19 protein-coding genes are annotated in these 22,016 nt (G+C 66.1%); 5 read left to right on the plus strand and 14 right to left on the minus strand.

Translation table 11 applies throughout. The annotated features are described in order from the left end of the window. From ACR65J_RS05860 to ACR65J_RS05875, 4 genes are all read left to right on the plus strand, one after another. Entirely contained in the window at window positions 1-702 is a 702-nt protein-coding gene (locus ACR65J_RS05860) for a nucleotide exchange factor GrpE (protein WP_440166927.1), read from the plus strand. Window positions 703-799: 97 nt separating this feature from the next. Continuing rightward, on the plus strand, window positions 800-1,771 hold the full coding sequence (locus ACR65J_RS05865; protein WP_440166929.1) for a DnaJ C-terminal domain-containing protein: 972 nt from the start codon (window positions 800-802) through the stop codon (window positions 1,769-1,771). A gap of 15 nt (window positions 1,772-1,786) precedes the next feature. After that, window positions 1,787-2,212: a heat shock protein transcriptional repressor HspR gene (locus ACR65J_RS05870; protein WP_440166931.1), complete on the plus strand. Its 426-nt coding sequence runs from the start codon at window positions 1,787-1,789 to the stop codon at window positions 2,210-2,212. Between the two features lie 211 nt (window positions 2,213-2,423). Next, window positions 2,424-2,810: a hypothetical protein gene (locus ACR65J_RS05875; RefSeq protein WP_440167414.1), complete on the plus strand. Its 387-nt coding sequence runs from the start codon at window positions 2,424-2,426 to the stop codon at window positions 2,808-2,810. 66 nt (window positions 2,811-2,876) lie between these two features. Here ACR65J_RS05875 and ACR65J_RS05880 read toward each other — a convergent pair whose 3' ends face one another. From ACR65J_RS05880 to ACR65J_RS05915, 8 genes are all read right to left on the minus strand, one after another. Continuing rightward, the gene (locus ACR65J_RS05880) at window positions 2,877-4,286 is read right to left on the minus strand and encodes an aldehyde dehydrogenase family protein (protein ID WP_440166933.1); all 1,410 of its coding nucleotides are present in this window, start codon (window positions 4,284-4,286) and stop codon (window positions 2,877-2,879) included. 228 nt (window positions 4,287-4,514) lie between these two features. Continuing rightward, window positions 4,515-6,023: an NAD-dependent succinate-semialdehyde dehydrogenase gene (locus ACR65J_RS05885; protein WP_440166935.1), complete on the minus strand. Its 1,509-nt coding sequence runs from the start codon at window positions 6,021-6,023 to the stop codon at window positions 4,515-4,517. Window positions 6,024-6,125: 102 nt separating this feature from the next. Continuing rightward, a complete protein-coding gene (locus ACR65J_RS05890; protein WP_440166937.1) occupies window positions 6,126-6,947 on the minus strand; it encodes an HpcH/HpaI aldolase family protein in 822 nt (273 codons plus the stop codon). Further along, window positions 6,932-7,717 (minus strand): 2-oxo-hept-4-ene-1,7-dioate hydratase, encoded by a 786-nt coding sequence (gene hpaH, locus ACR65J_RS05895; protein ID WP_440166939.1) that lies wholly within the window; start codon window positions 7,715-7,717, stop codon window positions 6,932-6,934. The genes ACR65J_RS05890 and hpaH overlap by 16 nt, the downstream gene beginning before the upstream one ends. A 2-nt stretch (window positions 7,718-7,719) precedes the next feature. Beyond that, on the minus strand, window positions 7,720-8,799 hold the full coding sequence (gene hpaD, locus ACR65J_RS05900; protein WP_440166940.1) for a 3,4-dihydroxyphenylacetate 2,3-dioxygenase: 1,080 nt from the start codon (window positions 8,797-8,799) through the stop codon (window positions 7,720-7,722). A gap of 108 nt (window positions 8,800-8,907) precedes the next feature. Further along, entirely contained in the window at window positions 8,908-10,419 is a 1,512-nt protein-coding gene (gene hpaE / locus ACR65J_RS05905) for a 5-carboxymethyl-2-hydroxymuconate semialdehyde dehydrogenase (protein WP_440166942.1), read from the minus strand. A 33-nt stretch (window positions 10,420-10,452) separates the two neighbouring features. Further along, window positions 10,453-11,115 (minus strand): GntR family transcriptional regulator, encoded by a 663-nt coding sequence (locus ACR65J_RS05910; RefSeq protein WP_440166944.1) that lies wholly within the window; start codon window positions 11,113-11,115, stop codon window positions 10,453-10,455. Continuing rightward, the gene (locus ACR65J_RS05915) at window positions 11,108-12,574 is read right to left on the minus strand and encodes a fumarylacetoacetate hydrolase family protein (RefSeq protein WP_440167416.1); all 1,467 of its coding nucleotides are present in this window, start codon (window positions 12,572-12,574) and stop codon (window positions 11,108-11,110) included. Before ACR65J_RS05915 ends, ACR65J_RS05910 begins: the two co-directional genes overlap by 8 nt. A gap of 229 nt (window positions 12,575-12,803) precedes the next feature. Here ACR65J_RS05915 and ACR65J_RS05920 point away from each other — a divergent pair, with 229 nt between their 5' ends. Further along, window positions 12,804-14,738 (plus strand): FAD-binding monooxygenase, encoded by a 1,935-nt coding sequence (locus ACR65J_RS05920; protein WP_440166946.1) that lies wholly within the window; start codon window positions 12,804-12,806, stop codon window positions 14,736-14,738. Here the strand turns inward: ACR65J_RS05920 and ACR65J_RS05925 are convergent. From ACR65J_RS05925 to ACR65J_RS05950, 6 genes are all read right to left on the minus strand, one after another. After that, a complete protein-coding gene (locus ACR65J_RS05925) occupies window positions 14,711-15,565 on the minus strand; it encodes a prephenate dehydratase (RefSeq protein ID WP_440166948.1) in 855 nt (284 codons plus the stop codon). The genes ACR65J_RS05920 and ACR65J_RS05925 overlap by 28 nt on opposite strands. A gap of 51 nt (window positions 15,566-15,616) precedes the next feature. After that, window positions 15,617-17,530 carry an alpha-amylase family protein gene (locus tag ACR65J_RS05930; protein ID WP_440166950.1) on the minus strand — a complete coding sequence of 638 codons (1,914 nt, stop codon included), beginning with the start codon at window positions 17,528-17,530 and terminating at the stop codon, window positions 15,617-15,619. Between the two features lie 88 nt (window positions 17,531-17,618). After that, complete coding sequence (ppgK, locus tag ACR65J_RS05935; protein WP_440166951.1) at window positions 17,619-18,419, minus strand: polyphosphate--glucose phosphotransferase; 801 nt, start codon at window positions 18,417-18,419, stop codon at window positions 17,619-17,621. Further along, window positions 18,407-20,119: a glycoside hydrolase family 13 protein gene (locus ACR65J_RS05940; RefSeq protein ID WP_440166953.1), complete on the minus strand. Its 1,713-nt coding sequence runs from the start codon at window positions 20,117-20,119 to the stop codon at window positions 18,407-18,409. Before ACR65J_RS05940 ends, ppgK begins: the two co-directional genes overlap by 13 nt. Before the next feature lie 48 nt (window positions 20,120-20,167). After that, window positions 20,168-21,055, minus strand: coding sequence for a carbohydrate ABC transporter permease (locus ACR65J_RS05945; protein WP_440166955.1), 888 nt, complete (start codon window positions 21,053-21,055; stop codon window positions 20,168-20,170). Next, window positions 21,052-21,990, minus strand: a complete 939-nt coding sequence (locus tag ACR65J_RS05950) for a carbohydrate ABC transporter permease (RefSeq protein ID WP_440166957.1) — start codon at window positions 21,988-21,990, stop codon at window positions 21,052-21,054. Before ACR65J_RS05950 ends, ACR65J_RS05945 begins: the two co-directional genes overlap by 4 nt. Window positions 21,991-22,016: the final 26 nt, after the last annotated feature.

Here is a 22,016-nt window from a genome sequence, read left to right on the forward strand (position 1 = left end):
ATGCCGCACCACGGTAACGAGGAAGAGCACAACGCATCCGCCGGCCAGCAGAACGCGCACGGCAACGGCCAGGAGCCGGTCATCCGGGACCACCGCAAGGTTGACCCGGTGACCGGGCAGGCCCGGCACCCCGAGGGCAGTCAGTCTGCCCCGGGAGCCGGTTCCCAGGCCGGAGCTGCGGATTCCGACGGCGACGCGCTGGCCCAGGCCGAAGAGATTCTCAACGGCGTGGACGTGCCGGCCGAGGAATCCGTGGCCCAGGGGACTCCGGCAGGATCAGCCGGCAACGCCGAGGCAGCCGAACTGCGCAACGACCTGCTCCGCCTCCAGGCTGAGTACGTCAACTACCGCAAGCGGGTTGAACGCGACCGCGCCGTGGCAGGGGAAATGGCCGTCATCGGCGTCCTGAACTCCCTGCTTCCGGTCCTGGACGACGTCGACGCCGCCCGGCAGCACGGTGACCTGACCGACGGTCCCTTCGCCGCGATCGCCACCAAGCTGGAGAACGCGCTGAAGACCTACGGCCTGGTCCGCATCAACGAGACCGGCGTGGAGTTCGATCCCACGATCCACGAGGCCCTGATCCAGCAGCCCGGCGAGGACATCGAGGTTGACACCGTCAGCCAGGTCCTCCGCTCCGGCTACAAATCAGGCGACCGCGTCCTCCGCGCAGCCCAGGTCATCGTCGCGGTCCCGGCGTAGTATCACTCAAGCGCGAAATGGCAGTTCGCGGCAGTGTTCTAAGAGAACATTGACGCGAACTGCCATCTCGGCAAGAACTTTTTGAAAGGAAACGCCATTGGCTAGCCAGGATTGGGTGGACAAGGACTTTTACAAGATCCTTGGTGTTGCCAAGGACGCTTCCGAAGCCGATATCAAGAAGGCCTACCGGAAGCTTGCGCGGCAGCACCACCCTGATACCAACGCAGGGAACGCTGCTTCCGAAAAGAAGTTCAAGGACATCTCCGAGGCCTACTCGGTGCTCTCGGATCCCGACGAGCGCCAGCAGTATGACGCCATCCGGGCCATGGGCAGCGGTGCGCGCTTCGCTCCCGGCGGTGCCGCCGGTGGCAACGGCGGGTTCGAGGACATGTTCGGCGGCCTGTTCACCGGCAACACCGGACGCCACGCGGGCGGATTCAACCCCGCCGGTGGCGGCATCCCGCCTGAGTTCGCAGACCTCTTCGGCGGCTTCGGCGGTGCACCAGGCTTCCAGCGCACCCCGCAAAAGGGCGCCGACCGTACCGCGTCCACCAGCATTTCCTTCGCCGGGTCCATCCGCGGGACCACCATCGGACTTCGCGAACCCAGCGGCGAGGTCATCGACGTCCGCGTTCCTGCCGGCATCAAAGACGGCCAGAAAGTGCGCGTCCGCGGCAAGGGCCAGCCCGGTGCCGCCGGTAGCGGCGACCTGGTGGTGTCCGTCTCTGTCCAGCCCCACGCCTTCTACACGCGCGACGGCGACAACCTACGCATCCACGTCCCCGTCACCTTCCCGGAGGCTGCTTTGGGAGCGGACATCGAAGTTCCCACCATCGACGGCGACAAGGTGAAGGTCCGCGTTCCGGCGGGCACGCCGTCGGGCCGTACCCTGCGGGTCAAGGGCAAAGGCGTGAAGACGTCCAAGGGCACCGGCGACCTGCTGGTGACCATCGACGTCGCTGTTCCCAAGAATCTCAACAAGGATGCCGAAGCTGCGGTCAAGGCGTTCGCCGAGGCCACGTCGTCGGCGGACGTCCGCGAGGGCCTGGCAGCCAAGGCCCGGCTCTAGGAGCGGAGGTGAGCCGTGGACATCAGTGCTGACCAGCCGATCTTCGTGATCTCCGTGGCGGCCGAGCTGGCGGACATGCACCCGCAGACCCTGCGGCAGTACGACAGGCTTGGCATCGTCAAGCCCAGCCGTGCCCCGGGCAAGTCCCGGCGCTACTCTCAGCGTGACGTGAACATGCTGCGGGAAGTGCAGCGGCTGTCCCACGAGGGTGTGTCGCTGGAAGGGATCAAGCGCATCCTGGAACTCGAAAACCAGGTGGCCGCGCTCCAAAACCGGATCACGGAACTCACCGAGGAACTGGGCCGCCGTCCGCGGGCAGTGGACGCCCGGATCTTTGCCGCCGGCGCGGCCGGTGACGTGGTGAGCCTCGCCCGCGGACAGCGGCCCCGGCCCAGGTCCCAGGCCATGGTGGTGTGGCGGCCGCGGGCAATCGGACAGTAGAACCCAAGCCAGTAGAACCCAGGCCAGCAGGTACCGCCTGCCGGCGTTCCGCGAAAATAGAGTACCCACTACTCGTGACGGAAACGGCCCCTGAAACTTGAATGGAACCATCGCCGGATCAGCGGCGATGGTTCCGCAAGTTCTGGGGGTTTTCCGTGTTTAAAGTTCTCAGCAAAAGTCTCAACAGCAAGGCCCGGCCGTGAGTCCGGGAATGGAAGCCGTGGCTGCCTTCAGCGGCTCCATGCCGGGGCAGGTCCTGCTGGCCATCGGGCAAACCATCGTGGTGGTCTGCGTCTGCTTCGACATGGTCCGCGAATTGTCCGTGCCGAGGTCGCACCGGCGCTTCGTGGCCAGCACCGTGTTCCGGACCCTCGCCATCCCTGCGATCATGGCCAACGCACTCACCGTCTTCATTGCCCTGGTGGTGTCGTCCTGGATGGATGTGGTGATGGGCATGTTCGTGCTGGTCGCCATCGTCTTCCGCTTCCACTACAACAAGGACGAGGACAACTGGTGGAAGGGCAAGGGCAAGAAACTCGCCCGCTGGGCACGCCGGCAGTTCGCAGGACGCACGTCCACCGCCCCGGCCATGGGCTAGCCGGCACCAAAAGCCGGGAGCCCCGCACACCTGGTGGCATGCGGGGCTCCCGTTTCCACGACGGCGTCAGCCGTTGATGACCTGCGGGACGCCCAGGGCTTTGAGTCCTTCGACGCCGAACTCCACGCCGTAGCCGGACTGCTTGGCGCCGCCGAACGGGATGCGCGGGTCCACGGCGCCGTGCCGGTTGATCCACACCGTGCCGGCCTGGATGCGTGCTGCGACCTCGCGGGCTGCCTTCAGGTCGGGGGACCAGACGGAGGCGCCGAGGCCGACGTCGAGCCCGTTGGCCTTTTCCACTGCTTCGTCGATGCTGCTGTAGCGGATGATCGGCAGGGCGGGGCCGAACTGTTCCTCGGCGACGAGGGGGTTGTCGTTGTCGATGTCGGCTACCAGCGTGGTGGGGTAGAAGTAGCCGGGCTGGTCGGCATCAGGGTTGCCACCCAGCAGGACGCGTGCTCCGGAAGCCTTCGCTGCCTCCACGAGGTTCGCGACGACGTCGTACTGGGCCTTGTTCTGCAACGGGCCCAGCACGTTGTTCTCGTCCAGGCCGTTGCCCATGGGCATGGCCTTGGCCACGGCGGTGAGTTCCTCGCAGACGGCGTCGTAAATGCTGTCGTGGACGTAGAGGCGCTTGAGTGCTGCGCAGGTCTGGCCGGTGTTCAGGAACGCACCCCAGAAGACGTCCTGGGCAATGGCCTTGGGGTCGGCGTCCGGCAGGACGATGCCGGCGTCGTTACCGCCCAGTTCCAGGGTGAGCCGTTTGACGGTGTCGGCGGAGGACTTGATGATGGCGCGGCCGCCCGCGGTGGAGCCTGTGAACATGATCTTGCCGATCGCGGGGTGGTCCGTGAGCCGCGCGCCCACTTCGCGGCCGCAGGAAACCACCGACAGGATGCCCTCGGGCAGCTCTTCGTTGAGGACCCTGACCAGTGCCAGAACGGACAGCGGGGTGTTGCCGGAGGGCTTGACCACCACGGCGTTGCCCATGCGCAGGGCCGGGGCGAGCTGCCACACGGCGATCATCATGGGCCAGTTCCAGGGACCGATCGCGCCGACGACGCCGATGGGCCGGTAGTGCAGCTCGGCGCGGGTCTCGCCGTCGTCCACGATGGTTTCCGGTTCCAATGGCAGGGACGCCGTGGCGCGGAGCCAGGCCACGCAGGCGCCCACTTCGAACCGGGCGTTGGGGCCGTTCAGCGGTTTGCCCTGCTCCCGGGAAAGCAGCTGGGCAAGTTCCTCCGCGGAGCGTTCGACGGCGTCGGCTGCTTTCAGGAGCGCGGCGGACCGGGCGTCGTGGCCCAGGGCAGCCCAGGCGGGCTGGGCGGCGACGGCTGCGGCCACGGCCTTTTCCAAGTAGTCCAGGTCGTGGATGGGGGCTTCGCCCACGGCTTCACCGGTGGCCGGGTCAAGGATGGTCCGGCCGGTGCCGGCGGCGGGGGTGATGGACGCGAGAAGCGCATCATAGGTTTCCAAGGGATACTCCACTTCGAGTAGGCAAGGACGCCAGCCGGTCGGCGTAGCGGGTTACTCCCCAGTGTGCCTTGCATCCGCTCCAGGATCTTGTCTTTGTGCGCAGGACCTTTGTGCAGGAGCGAACGCCGGCGGGCGAGTGTCACGCTGGCCCACTTTTGGGTGGTTAACGACGGCGGGACCCCGGGTTTCAGGGGTCCCGCAGTTCAAAGATGGGCCAGTGTGCCGGCGTTAGGGACCTGCGTAGGGGTCGGCGATGCCGATGTATTGGGTGGTGGTGTATTCGTTGATGCCTTCGGAGCCGCCTTCACGTCCCAGCCCTGATTGTTTGACGCCGCCGAAGGGTGCCGCGGCGTTGGAGATGACGCCGGCATTGAACCCGACCATCCCGAACTCGATCTGCTCGGCGACGCGCAGGAGCCGGTTGAAGTCGCGGGAATAGAGGTAGGACGCGAGGCCGTACTCGGATGCGTTGGCGAGTTTGATGGCTTCGGCTTCGGTGGTGAACGTGGTGACGGGGGCGACGGCGCCGAAGATTTCCTGGCCCAGAATGGCGGCGTCGTTGGGGACGTTGGCCAGGACGGTGGGCTGGTAGAAGTACCCGGGCCCGTCCACGGGGGCACCGCCGGTCACAGCCACGGCTCCGGCGTCGACTGCCGCTGATACCAGGGCGTGGACGTCGTCGCGGGCACCGCCGTCGATGAGCGGTCCCACGTTGGTGGAAGCTTCCGTGCCGCGGCCGGTACTGAGCGCGCCCATCGCGGAGGCGAACTTTGCGGTGAATTCCTGCGCCACCGACTCGTGGACCAGGAAGCGGTTGGCGGCCGTGCAGGCTTCGCCCATGTTCCGCATCTTCGCGGCCATTGCACCCTCGACGGCGGCGTCCAGGTCGGCGTCCTCGAACACGATGAATGGGGCGTTCCCGCCGAGCTCCATGGAGGTCCGGAGCACGTTCTGCGCGGCCTCGGCCATGAGGCGTTTGCCGACCGGGGTGGAGCCGGTGAAGGAGACTTTCCTCAGCCGGGTGTCCTTGAGGAGCGGCCCGGAAATCCCCGAGGCGGAGGAGGAGGCGACGACGTTGAGCACTCCGGCGGGGAGGCCGGCGTCGAGCATGGTCTGCGCGAAGTACTGCGCCGTGAGCGGGGTGAGTTTGGCGGGTTTGAGGACCATGGTGCACCCGGCGGCGACTGCCGGGGCTACCTTGCGGGTGGCCATCGCGAGCGGGAAATTCCACGGCGTGATGAGAAGGCAGGGGCCGACGGGCTTGTGCTGGACCAGGATCTTGTTCTTGCCCTCGGGGGTGGTGAGGTAGCGGCCATAGTCGCGGACGGTTTCCTCGGCGAACCAGCGCAGGAATTCGGCGCCGTAGGTGACTTCGCCGCGGGCTTCGGCCAGAGGTTTGCCCATTTCCAGGGTCATCAGGAGGGCGAAATCTTCCGCCCTCTCCGTGACCAGGTCAAAGGCCCGCCGCAGGATCTCGGACCGCACCCGCGGTGCGGTCCGCGCCCAGGACGCCTGCGCCGCGTCAGCCGCATCCAAGGCCGATACCGCGTCCTCGCTCGTCGCGGAGGCGAGAGTGGCGAGCACCTCCCCGGTGGCGGGATCATGCACATCGAACGTGCCGCCGTCGGACGAGTCTCTCCATTCGCCGTTGATCAGCAGACCGGTCGGCACCGACGTGAGCAGCGCGGCCTCGCGCTCCGCCGAAAGGGCAGGGAAGAGTACGGTCGAAGTGGTCATGCGGGAACTCCTTGAGGGATAAAGGTTCGAAGGCGCACCTGACTGGCAGTTGTTGTCGTTTTCGGGTGTCAAAACGGCAACAACTGCGAGCCAGTTGGGCGGTTAGTAGCTGGCGGGGGTTTCGCCGTCGGCGGGCTTGATGTATTTGGCGGCGAGGGCTTCGGAGCCGCGGGCGAGGATGGCGACGTCGGCGCCCACCAGGATGAAGTCGGCGCCGTTCGCGAGGTAGTGCTGTGCGGTGTCGGGGTTGAAGGCGTTGACGCCTGCGGGTTTCCCGGCCGCTTTGGCGGCGGAGAGGCAGTGTTCGACGGCGGCGCGCACCTCGGGGTGTTCCTGCTGTCCCAGCAGGCCCATGGAAGCGGCAAGGTCGGACGGGCCGACGAAGACCGCGTCCACCCCGTCCACCTTGAGGATGTCCTCGACGGCTTCCACTGCCGCGCTGGATTCGATCTGGACGGTGACGCTGATGGTCTCGTTGGCGCGGGCCAGGTAGTCCGGCACCCGGTTCCAGCGGGCTGCGCGGGCCAGGGCGGAACCCACTCCGCGGACACCCTGCGGCGGGTAGCGGGTCGCGGCCACCGCGGCTTCAGCCTCGGACACCGAGTTGACCATGGGGATCAGCAGGTTCTGCACGCCCAGGTCCAGGTACTGCTTTATCAGCACGGTGTCGTTCACCGGCGGCCGGACCAGGGTGTGGACCGGGTAGCCGTGGACGGCCTGGAGCTGGGCCAGGATGGATTCGAGCCCGTTGGGGCTGTGCTCGGCGTCCACCAGGAGCCAGTCCAGGCCGGACCCGGCGCAGAGTTCTGCGATCAGGGGGCTGCCGGAGCAGACCCACATTCCTGCCAGCGGCCGGCCTGCCTGACCCTTTTGTTTCTGCTCGGCCAAGGCGGACCGGAAGGTGTCCTCTATTCGAAACGGCATGTGACACTCCCCAGGGGGCCGTAATCGGCGTGAACGGTGTCGCCTTTGTAGACCCACAGAGGCCGGGTGAAGGAGCCGGCCAGGATGATGTCTCCGGCCTTCAGGGCGTCGCCGTGGGCGGCGATCTTGTTGGCCAGCCAGTGGACGCCGTTGGCGGGGTGGTCCAGGACCCCGGCGGCCACGCCGGTTTCCTCCACGGTCTGGTTCTTGTAGAGGATCGCGGAAACCCAACGGAGGTCCACGGCGTCCGGCTTGACGGGGTTCCCGCCGATCACCATGGCCCCCATCGCGGCGTTGTCGGAGATGGTGTCCACGATGGTCCGGCCCTCCATCTCGATCCTGGAATCCAGGATCTCGAGGGCCGGAACCACGTAGTCGGTGGCCTTCAGGACATCGAAGATGGTCACGCCGGGGCCCTTGAGCCCGTCCTTCAATACGAACGCCAGCTCCACCTCCACCCGCGGATGCGTGTACTGGTCCCACTCCACAGAGCAGCCGGTTTCCAGGACCATGTCGTCGAAGATGGCGCCGTAGTCCGGTTCGGTGATGCCGGTGGCGGCCTGCATGGCCTTGGACGTGAGGCCGATCTTGCGCCCCACCAGGGTCCGGCCGGCGTCCTCGCTGCGGCGGCGCCACAGCTGCTGCACCGCGTAGGAATCCTCCACCGTCATCTCCGGGTAGCGGGCTGTCAGGCGGGGGACAGGGGTGCGGGTCCGGCCGGCTTCCACCAGCTCGTCCGCGATGGCCTCAATCGTCTTCGGCTCAAGCATGGTTAGACCTGGACTCCCAGCTTGAAGCCCTCGGCGGCTTCACCTTCGGGCTTGCGGGTGTAGGAGAAGCCGTCGGCGCCCACGGTCACTGCCATCTCGGACTTTTCCTCGCGGACGATGACTGGCTGCGGCTTGCCGTCCAGGTCCAGGACCAGGGAAGCCTCGGTGTACCAGGACGGGACCACGGGGTTGCCCCACCAGTCGCGGCGCTGGTTGTCGTGGACGTCCCAGGTGATGGTGGGGTTGTCCGGGTCTCCGGTGTAGTAGTCCTGGGTGTAGATCTCGATGCGGTGGCCGTCCGGGTCAAGGATGTAGAGGTAGAACGCGTTGGACACACCGTGCCGGCCGGGACCGCGTTCGATCCGGTCGCTGATGCGCAGGGCGCCCATCTTGTCGCAGATCTGGATGATGTTGTGCTTCTCGTGCGTGGCGAACGCGACGTGGTGCATGCGCGGGCCGTTGCCGCCGGTGAGGGCGGTGTCGTGCACGGTCTGCTTGCGGTGCATCCACGCGGCGTAGGTGACGCCGTCGGAATCCTTGATGTCCTCGGAGACGCGGAAGCCGAGGTCCTCAAGGTAGGCGCGGCCGCGGGGGACGTCCGGGGTGACCTGGTTGAAGTGGTCCAGGCGGACCAGTTCGCCGGCGGAGTAGAGGTCGTAGCGCTGGGTGAGGCGCTCCACGTGCTCCACGTCGTAGAAGAACTCGTAGGGGAAGCCCAGCGGGTCCTCGACGCGGACGGAGTCGCCGACGCCTTTGGTGAAGCCTTCCTTGCGGCGCTCCACCCGGCAGCCGAGCTCGCGGTAGTAGGCCTCGGCGGCGTCCACCTCGGCGGGGGACTTCACGCGGTAGGCGAAGGCGGCGACGGCGGCAACCGGTCCCTTGCGCAGCACCAGGTTGTGGTGGATGAACTCCTCCAGGGACCGCAGGTAGATGTTGTTCTCGTCTTCTTCGGTGACGTGCAGGCCCAGGACGTCCACGTAGAACTCACGGGACTTGGCGAGGTCCGTGACCACGATTTCCATGTACGCGCAACGGACGATGTCCGGAGCCGGGACGGTGGGGGTGGGAACGAAGTTGGTCATTGGATTCTCTCTTCTTTGAAAGGGGTTTCCCCAACTGGCTGGCAGTAGATGCCGTTATGGAGGCCCAGAACGACAACTAATGCGAGCTAGTTGGGCTGATGGTGGTGGCTAGGCGCCGAACTTGGGGGTGTGGACGGAACCGAGCGTGATGTGCACGGCCTGCTGGTCGGTGTAGAAATCGATGGAGCGGTAGCCGCCCTCGTGGCCCAGGCCGGATGCCTTGACGCCGCCGAACGGGGTGCGCAGGTCGCGGACGTTGTGGCTGTTCAGCCACACCATGCCTGCCTCGACGTTCTGCGAGAAGTTGTGGGCGCGGGTCAGGTTCTGGGTCCAGATGTAGGCGGCCAGGCCGTACTTGGTGTTGTTCGCCAGGGCGAGGGCCTCGTCGTCGTTCTCGAACGGGGTGATGGCCACGACGGGTCCGAAGATCTCCTCCTGGAAGATCCGGGCGTCGGGGGCGACGTCGGCGAACACCGTGGGTGCGATGTAGTTGCCTTCGGGCAGGTGGTCGGGGCGGCCGCCGCCGGCCAGGAGCCGGCCTTCGGACTTGCCGATCTCCACGTAGGAGGCCACTTTCTCGTAGTGCTCCGGGTGGACCAGGGCGCCCACCTGGGTCTTGGGATCGTGCGGATCGCCCACCACGATGTTCTTGGCCCGGGCCGCGTACTTCTCGCAGAACTCGTCGTAGATGGCCCGCTCAACCAGGATGCGGGAACCGGCGGTGCAGCGCTCGCCGTTGAGGGAGAAGACCCCGAACAGCGCCGAGTCGATCGCGGCGTCCAGATCGGCGTCAGCGAAGACGACGCAGGGGGACTTGCCGCCGAGCTCCATGGACAGGCCCTTGAGGTTGGCGGCGGCGTTGCGGAAGATCGTCTGCCCGGTGGTGGTCTCGCCGGTGAAGGAGATCAATGGAACGTCCGGGTGCTTGACCAGGGCGTCGCCGGCTTCCTCGCCCAGGCCGTTGACCAGGTTGAAGACGCCATCGGGCAGCCCGGCTTCCTTGAAGATGGTGGCCCACAGTGAGGCGGACAGGGGAGTGAACTCCGCCGGCTTGAGCACCACGGTGTTGCCGGTGGCCAGCGCCGGGGCCAGCTTCCAGGACTCCAGCATGAACGGCGTGTTCCACGGGGTGATCAGGCCCGCGACGCCGATGGGCTTGCGGTTCACGTAGTTGATCTGCGAGCCGGGGACCTTCATGGCGTCGTCGAACTGGGCCACGATCAGGTCAGCGAAGAAACGGAAGTTCTCCGCTGCCCGCAGGGCCTGGCCCTTGGCCTGGGTGATGGGCAAGCCCGTGTCGAACGTCTCCAGTTCGGCGAGGCGGGCTTCCTGGGCCTCGACGGCGTCTGCAATTTTGTTCAGGATGCGGGCGCGTTCGCGGGGCTTCATCCGGGGCCACGGACCGTTCAGGAACGCTTCACGGGCGGCGGCGACGGCGAGGTCGATGTCTTCCTTCTGCCCCGCGGCGGCGGTGGCGTAATTCCGGTTGGAGACGGGGTCCAAAACGTCGAACGTCTTGCCGCCCACGGAGTCAACGAACTGGCCGTTGATGTAGTGCTGGATGTGGGTGGGCAGGTCCTGCGGTACGTAGTGGGTGCTGGTTTCTGTTGAGGTCGTCATCGTTGAAGTCCTAACTGGGTGTCTGTCAGTGGTTCAGTGGTTGGTTTGGGCCAGGTATGCGTCCAGGGTGGCGGAGCGGTGGAGCCTGGCGGCTTTTTCGATCTGTTCCGCGTCGGCTCCCGTTTCGATGAGCTTCAGCAGGTTTTCGTGTTCCTCGACTGAGTCGCGGGCGCGGCCGGGGACAAAGCGGAATGTTGAGGACCGGAGGGACGCGAGCCGATTCCAGCCGCGGTGCACCAGGTCCAGGATGTGCGGGTTGGGGCAGTGCTCGAACAGGACGCTGTGGAAGTCCTGGTTGAGCTGCGTGAAGCGGACCGGATCGAAGTGGTCCAGGCATGCGCGCATCTCCTCGTTCACGGCTCGGGCCCGGGCCACGGCCGCGGGATCGATCAGCGGGGCGGACAGCGCGGTGGCTGCGCCTTCCACGATGCTGAGGGTCTGCATGGTGTAGAGGTACTCGGTGGGGTCGATGCCGGCGACGGTGGCGCCCACGTTGCGTTCGAACGTCACCAGGCCTTCGGCTTCGAGCCGGCGGATGGCTTCGCGGACGGGCACCACGCTGAAGCCGAGGTCCTTGGCGATGGAGCCCAGGACCAGCCGGTAGCCGGGGGTGTAGGTGCCTTCCACGATCCGGGCCTTGACCGCCCGGTAGGCCTGCTCGGACTTGCTGCCGGCAACCATGGTGGCCTCACTCATTGGTGCTTGCCCATTCCTTGTACCGTTCTTGCCATTCGGCGTTCATGGGGTAGAGGCCGTCCACGCTGTTGCCCTGCTTGACCATCTCGAAGATGAAGGTTTCTTCCTTTTCCTGCTGGATGCAGTCCTCCACCAGTTCTTCGGCGATGGCCGGGGGGATCACCAGGATGCCGTCGGAATCGGCCACGATGATGTCGCCGGGCTGCACGGTGGCGCCGCCGCACGCGATGGTGATGTCCGTGTCCCACGGGATATGGCGGCGGCCCAGTACCGCGGGATGCGGGTTGGCGAAGTAGGTGGGCATCTCCAGGTCCGCCACGGCGGCGTAGTCGCGGACGCCGCCGTCGGTGATGATGGCGGCTGCGCCGCGGACCTGGGCGCGGAGGGCCAGGATGTCGCCCACGGTGCCGGTGCCCTTTTCGCCGCGGGCCTCCATGACCAGGATTTCGCCTTCGTTGACGGAGTCGATGGCCTTCTTCTGGGCGTTGAAGCCGCCGCCGTGGGTCTTGAAAAGGTCCTCGCGGTTCGGCACGTAGCGCAGGGTCCGGGCCAGGCCCACCACGCGGCGGTCCGGTCGGGTGGCCTGCAGTCCATCGATGCTGACGTTGTTGAGGCCGCGCTTGCGCATCTGGGAAGACAGCGTGGCCGTGGCAACGGACTCGAGCTTGGCTTTCAGGTCCGGAGTGAGGACGGGCGCGACGGCGGCAAGGCCCGCCGCTTCACGGGAACCGTAGGCTTCCTCCCGCTGCAGGTCATCGACCTTGGGCCGGGCACCAAAGTCGGCGAACGCCGTCGTGCCTTCCTCCACAGTGGTGACCAGCCGCCCCGTGGTGAGGCCGCCGTCGATCGTCTCCACTTCCACTTCCAGCACGTCGCCCGGCTTGGCGACCGAGGCGCCGGCCGGTGTGCCGGTGAGGATGATGTCACCTTCCTCGAGCGTGAGCAGCTGGGACAGGTCCGCGACAAGCCGGCCGAACGGGAAGAGCAGGTCCGCGGTGGTGTCGTCCTGCACCAGTTCGCCGTTGTGCCAGGTGCGGATGCGCAGCTTGGCAGGGTCGACGGCGTCTGCCGGGATCAGTGCCGGACCCACCGGGGTGAACCCGTCCCCGCCCTTGGACCGGAGGTTGGAGCCCTTGTCCGCGTAGCGGAGGTCGTACACGCCGAGATCGTTGCTGGCGGTGACGGCCGCGACGTGGCTCCAGGCGTCCTCGATCGAAACGCGGCGGGCGGCCTTGCCGATCACGAGGGCGATCTCGCCCTCGTAGCCCAGCAGTTCGCAGCCGGCGGGCCGCTCAACGGGGCTTCCGCCCAAGGCCAGCGAGCTGGAAGGCTTGAGGAAGTAGGACGGCTGGGCCGGGGTGCGGCCCCGCTGTGCCGCCCGGCTGGGGTAGTTGATGTGCACTGCGATCACCTTGCGTGCTGCCGCCAGGGTGTCGCCGTTGACCTGCTCCAAAGCCATCTCCTCATCAGGTACGAAATCGTATACGATCACTATTACCCATCCGGCGCTGCCCGTCAACCCCTGATTTTCCGGGCTTTTGGCGAGCAGGCCGATGGCACTTGTCGCCCGGATCACATGGGGCGTACAGTGGAAGCCAGACCTACAGTTTCGATTATCGAATCGCGTGTTCTTATATAGAACACGCTTCCAACGCCGATAGTCATCCACAACGAAGTGAGGAAAGCCCGTGCAGTTCCACCACCACGGATACGTATCCGGTGACCCGCGTGTCCAGCCGGCGGCCGGCGTCGGCCTTAACCGCCCCGAGGAACTTCCCGACGAAGTGGACGTCCTCATCGTGGGCACCGGTCCTGCCGGAATGCTCGCCGCGGCCCAGCTGTCGATGTTCCCCAACGTAACCACCCGCATCATCGAACGCCGCCCCGGCAGGCTCGCCATCGGGCAGGCTGACGGGATCCAGGCGCGCAGCGTGGAGACGTTCCAGGCCTTCGGTTTCGCGGAGCGGATCATCGCCGAGGCGTACCGCATCACCGAAATGGCATTCTGGAAGCCGGATCCCGCCAACCACGCCAACATCATCCGGACTGCCCGGGCCGTGGATGACGAGATGGGCATCAGCGAGTTCCCGCACCTGATCGTCAACCAGGCCCGCGTGCTGGACTACTTCGCGGAATTTGCCGCGAACTCGCCCACGCGAATGAAGCCTGATTACGGCTACGACTTCGAGGGCCTCACGGTAACCGGCGAGGGCGACTACCCCGTCACCGTGACCCTCCGCCACACCGCCGGACCCAGCGAAGGCCAGGAACGGATTGTCCGCGCCAAGTATGTGGTGGGCGCGGACGGCGCGCGCAGCAAGGTGCGCCAGGCCATCGGCTGCACCCTTGCCGGCGACCAGGCCAACCACGCCTGGGGCGTCATGGACACGCTGGCCGTCACCGACTTCCCGGACATCCGGACCAAGTGCGCCATCCAGGGTGCCGAGGGCAGCATCCTGCTGATCCCGCGCGAAGGCGGCCACCTGTTCCGGATGTATGTCGACCTGGGCGAAGTGGACCCCAACAGCCACCACTCAGTCCGCGACACCACCATCGAGGAAATCATCGCCAAGGCCAACGCCATCCTGCACCCCTACACGCTGGACGTGCGCAACGTCGCGTGGCACAGCGTCTACGAGGTGGGCCACCGGCTAACAGACAGGTTCGACGACGTCCTGCCGGCGGACCGAGGCACCCGCACCCCGAGGGTCTTCATCACCGGCGATGCCTGCCATACCCACAGCGCCAAGGCCGGCCAGGGCATGAATGTCTCCATGCAGGACGGCTTCAACATCGCCTGGAAGCTGGGCCATGTCCTGGAGGGCCGCAGCCCGGAGAGCCTGCTGACCACCTACTCCGAGGAGCGCCAGGTAGTGGCCAAGAACCTGATCGACTTCGACAAGGAATGGTCCACCATGATGGCAAAGAAGCCGGAGGAGTTCGAGCACCCCTCCGACCTTGAGGACTTCTACGTTCAGACCGCTGAATTCCCTGCCGGCTTCATGACCCAATACACGCCGTCGCTCATCGTTGGCAGCACCGACCACCAGGACCTGGCCACCGGATTCCCGGTGGGCAAACGCTTCAAGTCGGCCCCCGTGGTCCGCGTGGGGGACACCAACCCGATCCACCTGGGCCACCACGCCACCGCCGACGGCCGCTGGCGGATCTACGTCTTCGCCGACCCCGCCCTGCCGGGCACCAACTCGGCAACGGACATGCTCGCCGAGTGGTTCGCGAATTCGTCCGAGTCCCCGCTGGCCGCCACCCCGGCCGGCGCCGACCCGGACGCGTGGTTCGACCTGAAGGTCATCTACCAGCAGCCGCACACCGCCGTCGACATCAATGCCGTGCCCGCCGTCTTCAAGCCGATGGTGGGCCCGTTCAAGCTGACCGACTACGAGAAGGTCTACGCCACGGATCCCAAGGCGGACATTTTCGACCTCCGCGGCCTGGCCCGCGACGGCGTTGTGGTGGTGGTCCGCCCGGACCAGTACGTGGCCAATGTCCTGCCGCTGACGGCAACAGCGGAGCTGGGCGCGTTCTTCGCGCCGCTGCTCAAGCCGCTCCAGCAGGCTGCACCCGCGCAGCCGCGTCAGGCCGTGGCAGCCGCCGCCCGGTAGCCGGCCGCGGCGTACACGCCGAGGATCCGCACCTCGGTGGTGAAGAAGTCCAGTTCCTCGAGGGCCAGCTTCAGCGGCAGGTCCTCGTGGTGGCCTTCGACGTCGGCCATGAACATGGTGGCCGCAAACTCGTTGCCCACCATGTAGCTTTCCAGCCGGGTCATGTTCACGCCGTTGGTGGCGAAGCCGCCCAGCGCCTTGTACAGCGCGGAGGGGACGTTGCGCACGCGGAACACAAAGCTGGTGACTGCCGGTCCGGGAAGTTCGTCCCGGGCCGGCAGTGCCTTTTCGCGGGCCAGGACCACAAAACGGGTGGTGTTGGAGGGGTCGTCCTCAACCCGGGAGGCCAGGACCTCCAAGCCGTAGATCTGGGCTGCCAGCGGGGGAGCGAGGGAGAGCTTGCGCGGATCGTTCCACTCCGCCACCTCACGGGCGGACCCCGCGGTGTCACCGGCGATGACCGGCTTGAGGCCGTGTTCGCGGATCAGCTTCCGGCACTGGCCCAGCGCGTGGATGTGGCTGTGGACCTCCGTGGCGCCTTCAATGGTGCTGCCCGGGATGCCCAGCAGGTCGAAGTGGATGGGCAGGAAGTGCTCGCCCACAATTTGCAGGTTGGACTGGGGCAGCAGGACGTGGATGTCGGCAACCCGGCCGGCGATCGAGTTCTCGATGGGGATCATCGCCAGCTCCGCCTCGCCGCTGGTCACCAGCTCAAAGGCATCCTCAAAGCTGGCGCACGGCACGCTTTCCATGTCCGGGAACATCTGCTGACACGCGATATTTGAGTTGGCGCCAGGCTCACCCTGGTACGCAATCTTGGAGGCCATGGTCCGTATGGTTTCACGCCCGGGTGCCAGGTCCCAATTGCGGGTTCCGGATTACTGCGGCGTGACGCGCAGCCAGAGGTATTGCCGGGGGAGGAGGGTGACGCCGTCGTCCATTTGCAGGGCTGCTTCGGAGAGAAGGTCGACGGCGGCAGGGGAGAACCCGCCGAAGGTCTCCGCGGGCAGGGTCTGGGGTGAGTCGCTGAAGTTGGCCAGGGCCAGGATGATGGTCCCGCCCTCCCTGCCGCCCGGCCGCTGGTACCCGAGCACCGATTGGTTGTTGGTGTCGAAATCGACCAGCATGGTCCCGGCAAATTCGGCGGTGTTGGCCCGTACCTCGATCATCCGCTTCAGGCCCGCGTACACCGAGCCCTCCGGTGTGGCGGGGTCCAGGCGGCGGGCATACTGCTCCTCGGGAAAGTGCGGCCGGTGCACCCAGCGGCTGTCCTCCTCGTGGCCAGGCTCCTGCGCGTAGGCATAGTCGTTAACCTGCCCCACCTCGTCGCCCAGGTACAGCAGCGGGACGCCGCCGGTGCTGAAGGGCACCGAATGGGCCAGGAGGATCCGTTCCACCGCCTCAGCCGGGTCAACCTCCATGCCGCACAGGGACGCCGTCGTGCCTGAAATCCGGCAGTCGCCGGTCTTCGGGTTGTCCTGGAACGGGACGCCGCGGGCGAAGCTGCCGGGGAAACGGTTGACGTAGAAGGAGTTCAGGAAGCGGCGGTGGTCGAAGCCGTTGATGCCCAGTTCGGCGGCGTCCTCGTCGGCGAAGGTCCAGCCGATATCGTCATGGCTGCGGACGTAGTTCACCCACGCAGTGCCGTCCGGTATGTTATGCCGCCGGTGCAGCGCCTGGGCCAGGAGCGAAATGTCCCGCGTGGCCAGGGATTCCCAGATGAGCGCCATCTGAAGGGGGTTGTAGGACAGCTGGCATTCCTTGCGGTCGATGTAGAGCGCCACCTCGTCCGGGTGCACGATGGCCTCGGACTTGAACAGCAGCGACGGCGCGGCCAGCCGGCACACGGCGTTGAAGGCGCGGAGCAGGGTATGCGCCTGCGGCAGGTTCTCGCAGGGGGTGCCCAGCTGTTTCCAGATGAACGCCACCGCATCCATGCGCAGGATGTCCACGCCCTGGTTGGCCAGGAACAGCATCTCGCCGGCCATGGCCCGGAAAACGTCGGGATTGGAGTAGTTCAGGTCCCACTGGTAGGTGTGGAACGTCGCCCAGACCCACCGGCCGTCCTCCATTTGGATGAAGGATCCGGGGTGGTTCTCCGGGAAGATCTCGCGGACGTTCGCCTCGAACGCGTCCGGCAGCGTCCGGTCCGGGAAGATCCAGTAGTAGTCGCTGTACTCCGGATCGCCGGCGGCTGCCTTCCGCGCCCATTCGTGCTCGTCCGAAGTGTGGTTGAAGATGAAGTCCACCACCAGGCTGATGCCGTTGTCCTTCAGCTCGGCTGCCAGGGAGCGCAACTGCTCCATGGTGCCCAGTTTTGGGTTGACCTGGCGGTAGCTGGAGACCGCATAGCCGCCGTCTGAATGGGGCTCGGGGGCCAGGAACAGCGGCATGAGGTGCAGGTATGTAAGGCCCAGTTCCTTGAAGTACGGGATGCGGGCCCTGACTCCTTCCAGGCTTTCCGCGTAACGGTCCACGTAGCAGACGCCGCCCAGCATCTTGTTGGACTGGAACCAGTCCGGGTTTGCCTCCCGCTCGGCGTCAAGTACCTTCAGTTCCTCCGGGCGTTCCTGCCAGGACGTTGCGCTCTGCACCACCAGCGCGGAGAGCTGCTCCAGCCAGTCGGGCCGGTCACCGTAGAGGGAGTGGAAGAGGCTGCGGAGGGCAGGAAAGTGTTCCGCCATTCTCCGGTCAAAGTCCGGATCCGCTGCAAGGCCGAGGCCGCGCTCCCGTGCCAACGCGGACAGCACATACTGGCGCGCTTCTTCGTCCTCGTTAACCGTTCCTTGCATGCCACAGCCCCTTCCGGCCGCCGCCGGCACGTCCGGCGGCATTTGTAGTGAAGTATTCCACGTCACACTTCAGGAATTTTTGAATGAACTAGTTCCAGGCGGCGGACGCCTGCAAGGCTGCGCCCACCACGCCCGCCGAGTTTTCCAGGCTTGCCGGGATGACCGGAGTGCGCAGCGACAGGCGGGGCAGGTATTCCTGGCTGCACGCCGAAATTCCTCCGCCGATGATGATGAGGTCCGGCGAGAACAGGAACTCAACATGTGCCAGGTACCGCTGCAGCCGGCCGGCATACTCCACCCAGCCGAGGCCTTCGTTTTCGCGGACGACGGCGGAGGCCCGGGATTCCGCCTTGAAGCCGTCAACTTCCAGATGCCCCAGCTCGAAGTTGGGTACCAGCCTGCCGTCGACGATCAATGCAGATCCGATGCCCGTGCCCAGTGTCAGGACCAGCACAACGCCCTTCCTGGCTGTGCCGGCGCCGTAGAGGGCTTCCGCCATGCCGGCAGCGTCGGCGTCATTCACGACGCGGACGGGCCGGCCAAGTCGCGACTTCAGGTAGGACTGGACATCAAGTCCGATCCAGCTGCCGTCCATGTTCGCTGCGGAGTGGGCAATGCCCCGCTTGACGATCGAGGGGATCGCGACACCCACAGGACGGCCCGCAGCCCCAAGGCACTCAACCTCGAGCTCCGCGACCAGCCGGTCCATGGTGTCTGCTACGGCCCCTACGTTGCCGCCCGCAGGTGTTTGGAGGCGGCGGACTGCGCCGGCAGGGGTGCCGCTGGCCAGGTCGATGAGTGCGCCCTTGATCCACGTCCCGCCAATGTCGATCCCGATCCGGAGATCATGCGCAGCCGCGGCTTCGATGGTGGCGGTCACTGCAGCCACGCCGTGGCGGCGCCCGGCAGCAAGCCTGCTTCCAGCGGCGAGCTGGAGACAAGCACCTCACCGGCGGGCAGCTTGAAGGGTTCGGCGCCGAAGTTCGTCACGGACGTCCAGCCGTTGGGGCGGCGGAAGGCCACCACGTCATCCCTGCCGGTTTCCAGCCACTCCAGTGCTTCGGCTGTTTGGAGCTCCGACCGCAGTGCCAGCGCCCGCCGGTAGAGGGACAAGGTAGAGTCCTCCTCCGCTTCCTGGGCTTCGACCGAGCTGCCGCCGAACCATTCAGGCTGCGGCAGGTGCGAGCCGCCCGGCCCGAAGCCGAAGGAGCTTCCCACGGACGTCCAGGGCAGCGGAACGCGGCAGCCGTCGCGGCCGATCTCCACCCCCTTGTTGCGGAAGAAAGCCGGGTCCTGGCGGTCGGCGTCGGCAATTTCGCAGCCGACTTCCTGCAGGCCCAGTTCCTCGCCCTGGTACAGGTATGCGGAACCGGGCAGGGCGAACATCAGCAGGGATGCAGCGCGCGCACGGCGCAGGCCGAGTTCGGCGTCGACGTCCTCCTGCCTGCCGCCGGCCACGAGCCACTGCTTGCCGGCTTGCCCGGCCATGATGCCACCCGCCGAATCTTCGGAAGCAGGCAGCCCGTAGCGCGTGGCGTGGCGGACCACGTCGTGGTTCGAGAACACCCAGGTGGACGAAGCGCCGGAGGCTTCCGCCTCGGCCAGGTTCTTGGTGATCGTCTTCCGGAACTGGCCGGCGTCGAAGTCGGCCTGCAGCAGGTCGAAGTTAAAGGCCTGGCCGAGACCCTCCGGGCTGGCGTAGCGGGCTCGGCGGTCCGCATGGACCCAGGCTTCGGCGACGGCGGTGCGCGGTGGGGTGTATTCGTTGAACACCTTGCGCCACTCGGCGTAGATCCCGTGGACTTCGTCCCGGTCCCAGTAAGGGTGCCGGCCTTCGAGGTACAGCGCTTCGCCCTGGGCCTCGAGGTCTGCCGTCGAGGGCAGGGTTTCCTCGAGGTTCTTGGTCAGTGCGTGGGCGACGTCGATGCGGAAACCGTCCACCCCGCGGTCAGACCAGAAACGCAGGGTGGTGAGGAAGTCCTCCCGGACCTCCCGGTTGTCCCAGTTGAGGTCGGGCTGCTCCTTGGCGAAGATATGCATGTACCACTGGCCGGGGGCTCCGTCAGGTTCGGTGACGCGCTCCCACGCCGGGCCGCCGAACACAGAGACCCAGTCCGACGGCGGCAGCTCGCCGTTGTCGCCCAGGCCGTCACGAAAGACGTAGCGGTCCCGGGCCGGGGAGCCCTTCGGCGCAGCGAGGGCTTCCTGGAACCACTCGTGCCGGTCGGAGGAGTGGTTGGGCACGATGTCCACGATCAGCTTGAGGCCGGCGTCATGCAGTGCCTGGGCCATCCCGTCGAAGTCCTCCAGGGTGCCCAGCCGCGGGTCCACATTGCGGTAGTCGTCCACGTCGTAGCCGCCGTCCGCGAGGGCCGAAGGGTAGAAAGGGCTCAGCCACACGGCGTCGATGCCCAGCGTTTTCAGGTACGGGACCTTGGCGGTGATGCCCTTCAGGTCACCGATGCCGTCGCCGTTCGAATCGGCGAAGCTTCGGGGGTAGATCTGGTACACGGACGCCTGGCGCCACCAGTTGGGATCGTCCATGCGGGGTGCGTCGGTGCGGGCAGCCATTGTGGCAGTGGTGGGCAAAATTGGTTCCTTCAGTGGTAGTGGTGGGTATTCCGGTGGGGACGTCCGTTATTTGACCGCGCCCTGCGTGAGGCCGGACATGACCCAGCGCTGGGTAAACAGGTAAACGACGATGGCCGGCGCCATTGCCATCAGGTAGGAAGCGAAGGCAACGTTGTAGCTGTTGCTGAACTGCGTCTGGAAGATCTTCTGCAGCACCGGAATCGTCTGCATTTCGGGATCTGAAATGATGAGCGACGGCATCATGAAGTCATTCCATGAGGCGATGAAGGCGAAGATCCCGACGGTGGCGCTCATGGGTCCCAGCAGGGGGAAGATGAGCCGCCAGAACACCTGCCATGTGCCCGCGCCGTCCATCCGCATGCTTTCCTCCAGTTCCAGCGGGATTGAGCGCAGGAACGCCGTAAACAGCATTGTGTTGAAGGCCAGGGCAAAGACGATGTGCAGGATTGCGACGCCGAGCGGATTGTCCAGTCCCACAAGGCCAGTGAGCTGGATTTGCGGCAGCGCCACCACGGGGAACGGGATGAACATGGCGGCAAGCAGGTAGAAGAACGACCAGCGGAACAGCCGGCGGTCCCAGTTGCGGACGATCGCGTAGGCTGCCAGCGCCGACACGAGGATCTCGCCGATGACAGCGGTGACGGACACGAACACGGAGATCATGAAGCCGCGGGGGAAGTTCGTGAGCGTCCACGCCTGGGTGAAACTGTCGAAGGTCAAGGGGCTGGGCAAGGAGAACGCGTTGCCGTCGACTGCCTGGCCTGTGGTCTTGAACGCCATGCTGATGGTGACGTACAGCGGGACGAGTACGGCGAGGGTGCAGACGATCAGGAGCGCGGTGGCGGGCCAGTTGGTGCGTTCCTGGCCGCCGCCGAACCGGCGCTTTCCTGCGGCCGATGATTTTGCTGGGATGGTGCGGGTCGCGGTGCTCATGCTGCGATCCCTCCTTTGCCACGGGTAAAGCGGAGCTGGATGAGTGCGATGGCCACGCTGATGAGGAAGAAGATCACGGCGTTGGCCATCTGGTAGGCGTAGTCCCCGCCCTCGAAGCCGCGGAAGATCGCCATGGCGACGCTGCGGGTGGAGACCCCGGGGCCGCCGTCGGTGAGGCCCACGATGATGTCGTAGGCGTTGAGGTAGTTTTTGAAGCCCAGCACCGTGTTGATCACCGCGTACCCGGCAACGAGGGGCAGGGTGATGTGCCGCAGGTTGTGCCAGGGGGACGCGCCGTCGATGGAGCTTGCCTCATAGACCTCCGGGGGAACCGTGAGGAGGCCTGCGATGTAGATCAGCATGGCACTGGGAACCGACTGCCACGCAGTGACGAACACGATCCCCACCCAGGCAAGGTCGGGGTTGGCCAGGATGCTTGAGGAGAGCGCCTCGATCCCCAAGCCCTTGCCCATCAGCGGCAGCGAATTCGAGAAGAGGTACTGGAACACAAAGGCGATGACGATGCCGGAAATCACCATCGGAATCACGAACACCGTCCGCAGCGCGGCACGGAAGCGGACCCGGGACGTGAGTCCCAGCGCCAGGAGGAACGCGACGACGTTCACCACGATGACCGTCACCAGCGAAAAAGCCAGCGTGAAGCCATAGGATCCGAGGACTCCGTCATCCTGGAACACGGCGATGAAGTTTCGGAAGCCGATGAACTCAAAGTCGCCGAACCCCACGGAGTTGGTGAAGCTGTACACGAAGCCCAGCACGGCGGGCAGCGTGACGGCGAGCGTGAAGATCGCCAGGGACGGGAACAGGAAGAAATAGTAGAGCGGGTCGACCCGGCTTTTGCGCGCCCGTGGGGCTTTGGCCGCTGCTGGCGCCGTCACCTCAGCCCTGGTGGAAGGTCTCGTCATTGATGACATGGATGGTCCTCGTTTCGTGCCTTGAA

This window comes from Arthrobacter sp. SAFR-044 (assembly GCF_059414985.1).

Coding starts and splice junctions, on each gene's coding strand:
- hpaH (WP_440166939.1), bottom strand. CDS start 7,717: ATGCTTGAGCCGAAGACGATTGAGGCCATCGCGGACGAGCTGGTGGAA.
- ACR65J_RS05945 (WP_440166955.1), bottom strand. CDS start 21,055: ATGAGCACCGCGACCCGCACCATCCCAGCAAAATCATCGGCCGCAGGA.
- ACR65J_RS05860 (WP_440166927.1), top strand. CDS start 1: ATGCCGCACCACGGTAACGAGGAAGAGCACAACGCATCCGCCGGCCAG.
- ACR65J_RS05910 (WP_440166944.1), bottom strand. CDS start 11,115: ATGAGTGAGGCCACCATGGTTGCCGGCAGCAAGTCCGAGCAGGCCTAC.
- ACR65J_RS05930 (WP_440166950.1), bottom strand. CDS start 17,530: ATGCAAGGAACGGTTAACGAGGACGAAGAAGCGCGCCAGTATGTGCTG.
- hpaD (WP_440166940.1), bottom strand. CDS start 8,799: ATGACCAACTTCGTTCCCACCCCCACCGTCCCGGCTCCGGACATCGTC.
- ACR65J_RS05890 (WP_440166937.1), bottom strand. CDS start 6,947: ATGCCGTTTCGAATAGAGGACACCTTCCGGTCCGCCTTGGCCGAGCAG.
- ACR65J_RS05925 (WP_440166948.1), bottom strand. CDS start 15,565: ATGGCCTCCAAGATTGCGTACCAGGGTGAGCCTGGCGCCAACTCAAAT.
- ACR65J_RS05875 (WP_440167414.1), top strand. CDS start 2,424: ATGGAAGCCGTGGCTGCCTTCAGCGGCTCCATGCCGGGGCAGGTCCTG.
- ACR65J_RS05915 (WP_440167416.1), bottom strand. CDS start 12,574: ATGGCTTTGGAGCAGGTCAACGGCGACACCCTGGCGGCAGCACGCAAG.
- ACR65J_RS05885 (WP_440166935.1), bottom strand. CDS start 6,023: ATGACCACTTCGACCGTACTCTTCCCTGCCCTTTCGGCGGAGCGCGAG.
- hpaE (WP_440166942.1), bottom strand. CDS start 10,419: ATGACGACCTCAACAGAAACCAGCACCCACTACGTACCGCAGGACCTG.
- ACR65J_RS05950 (WP_440166957.1), bottom strand. CDS start 21,990: ATGTCATCAATGACGAGACCTTCCACCAGGGCTGAGGTGACGGCGCCA.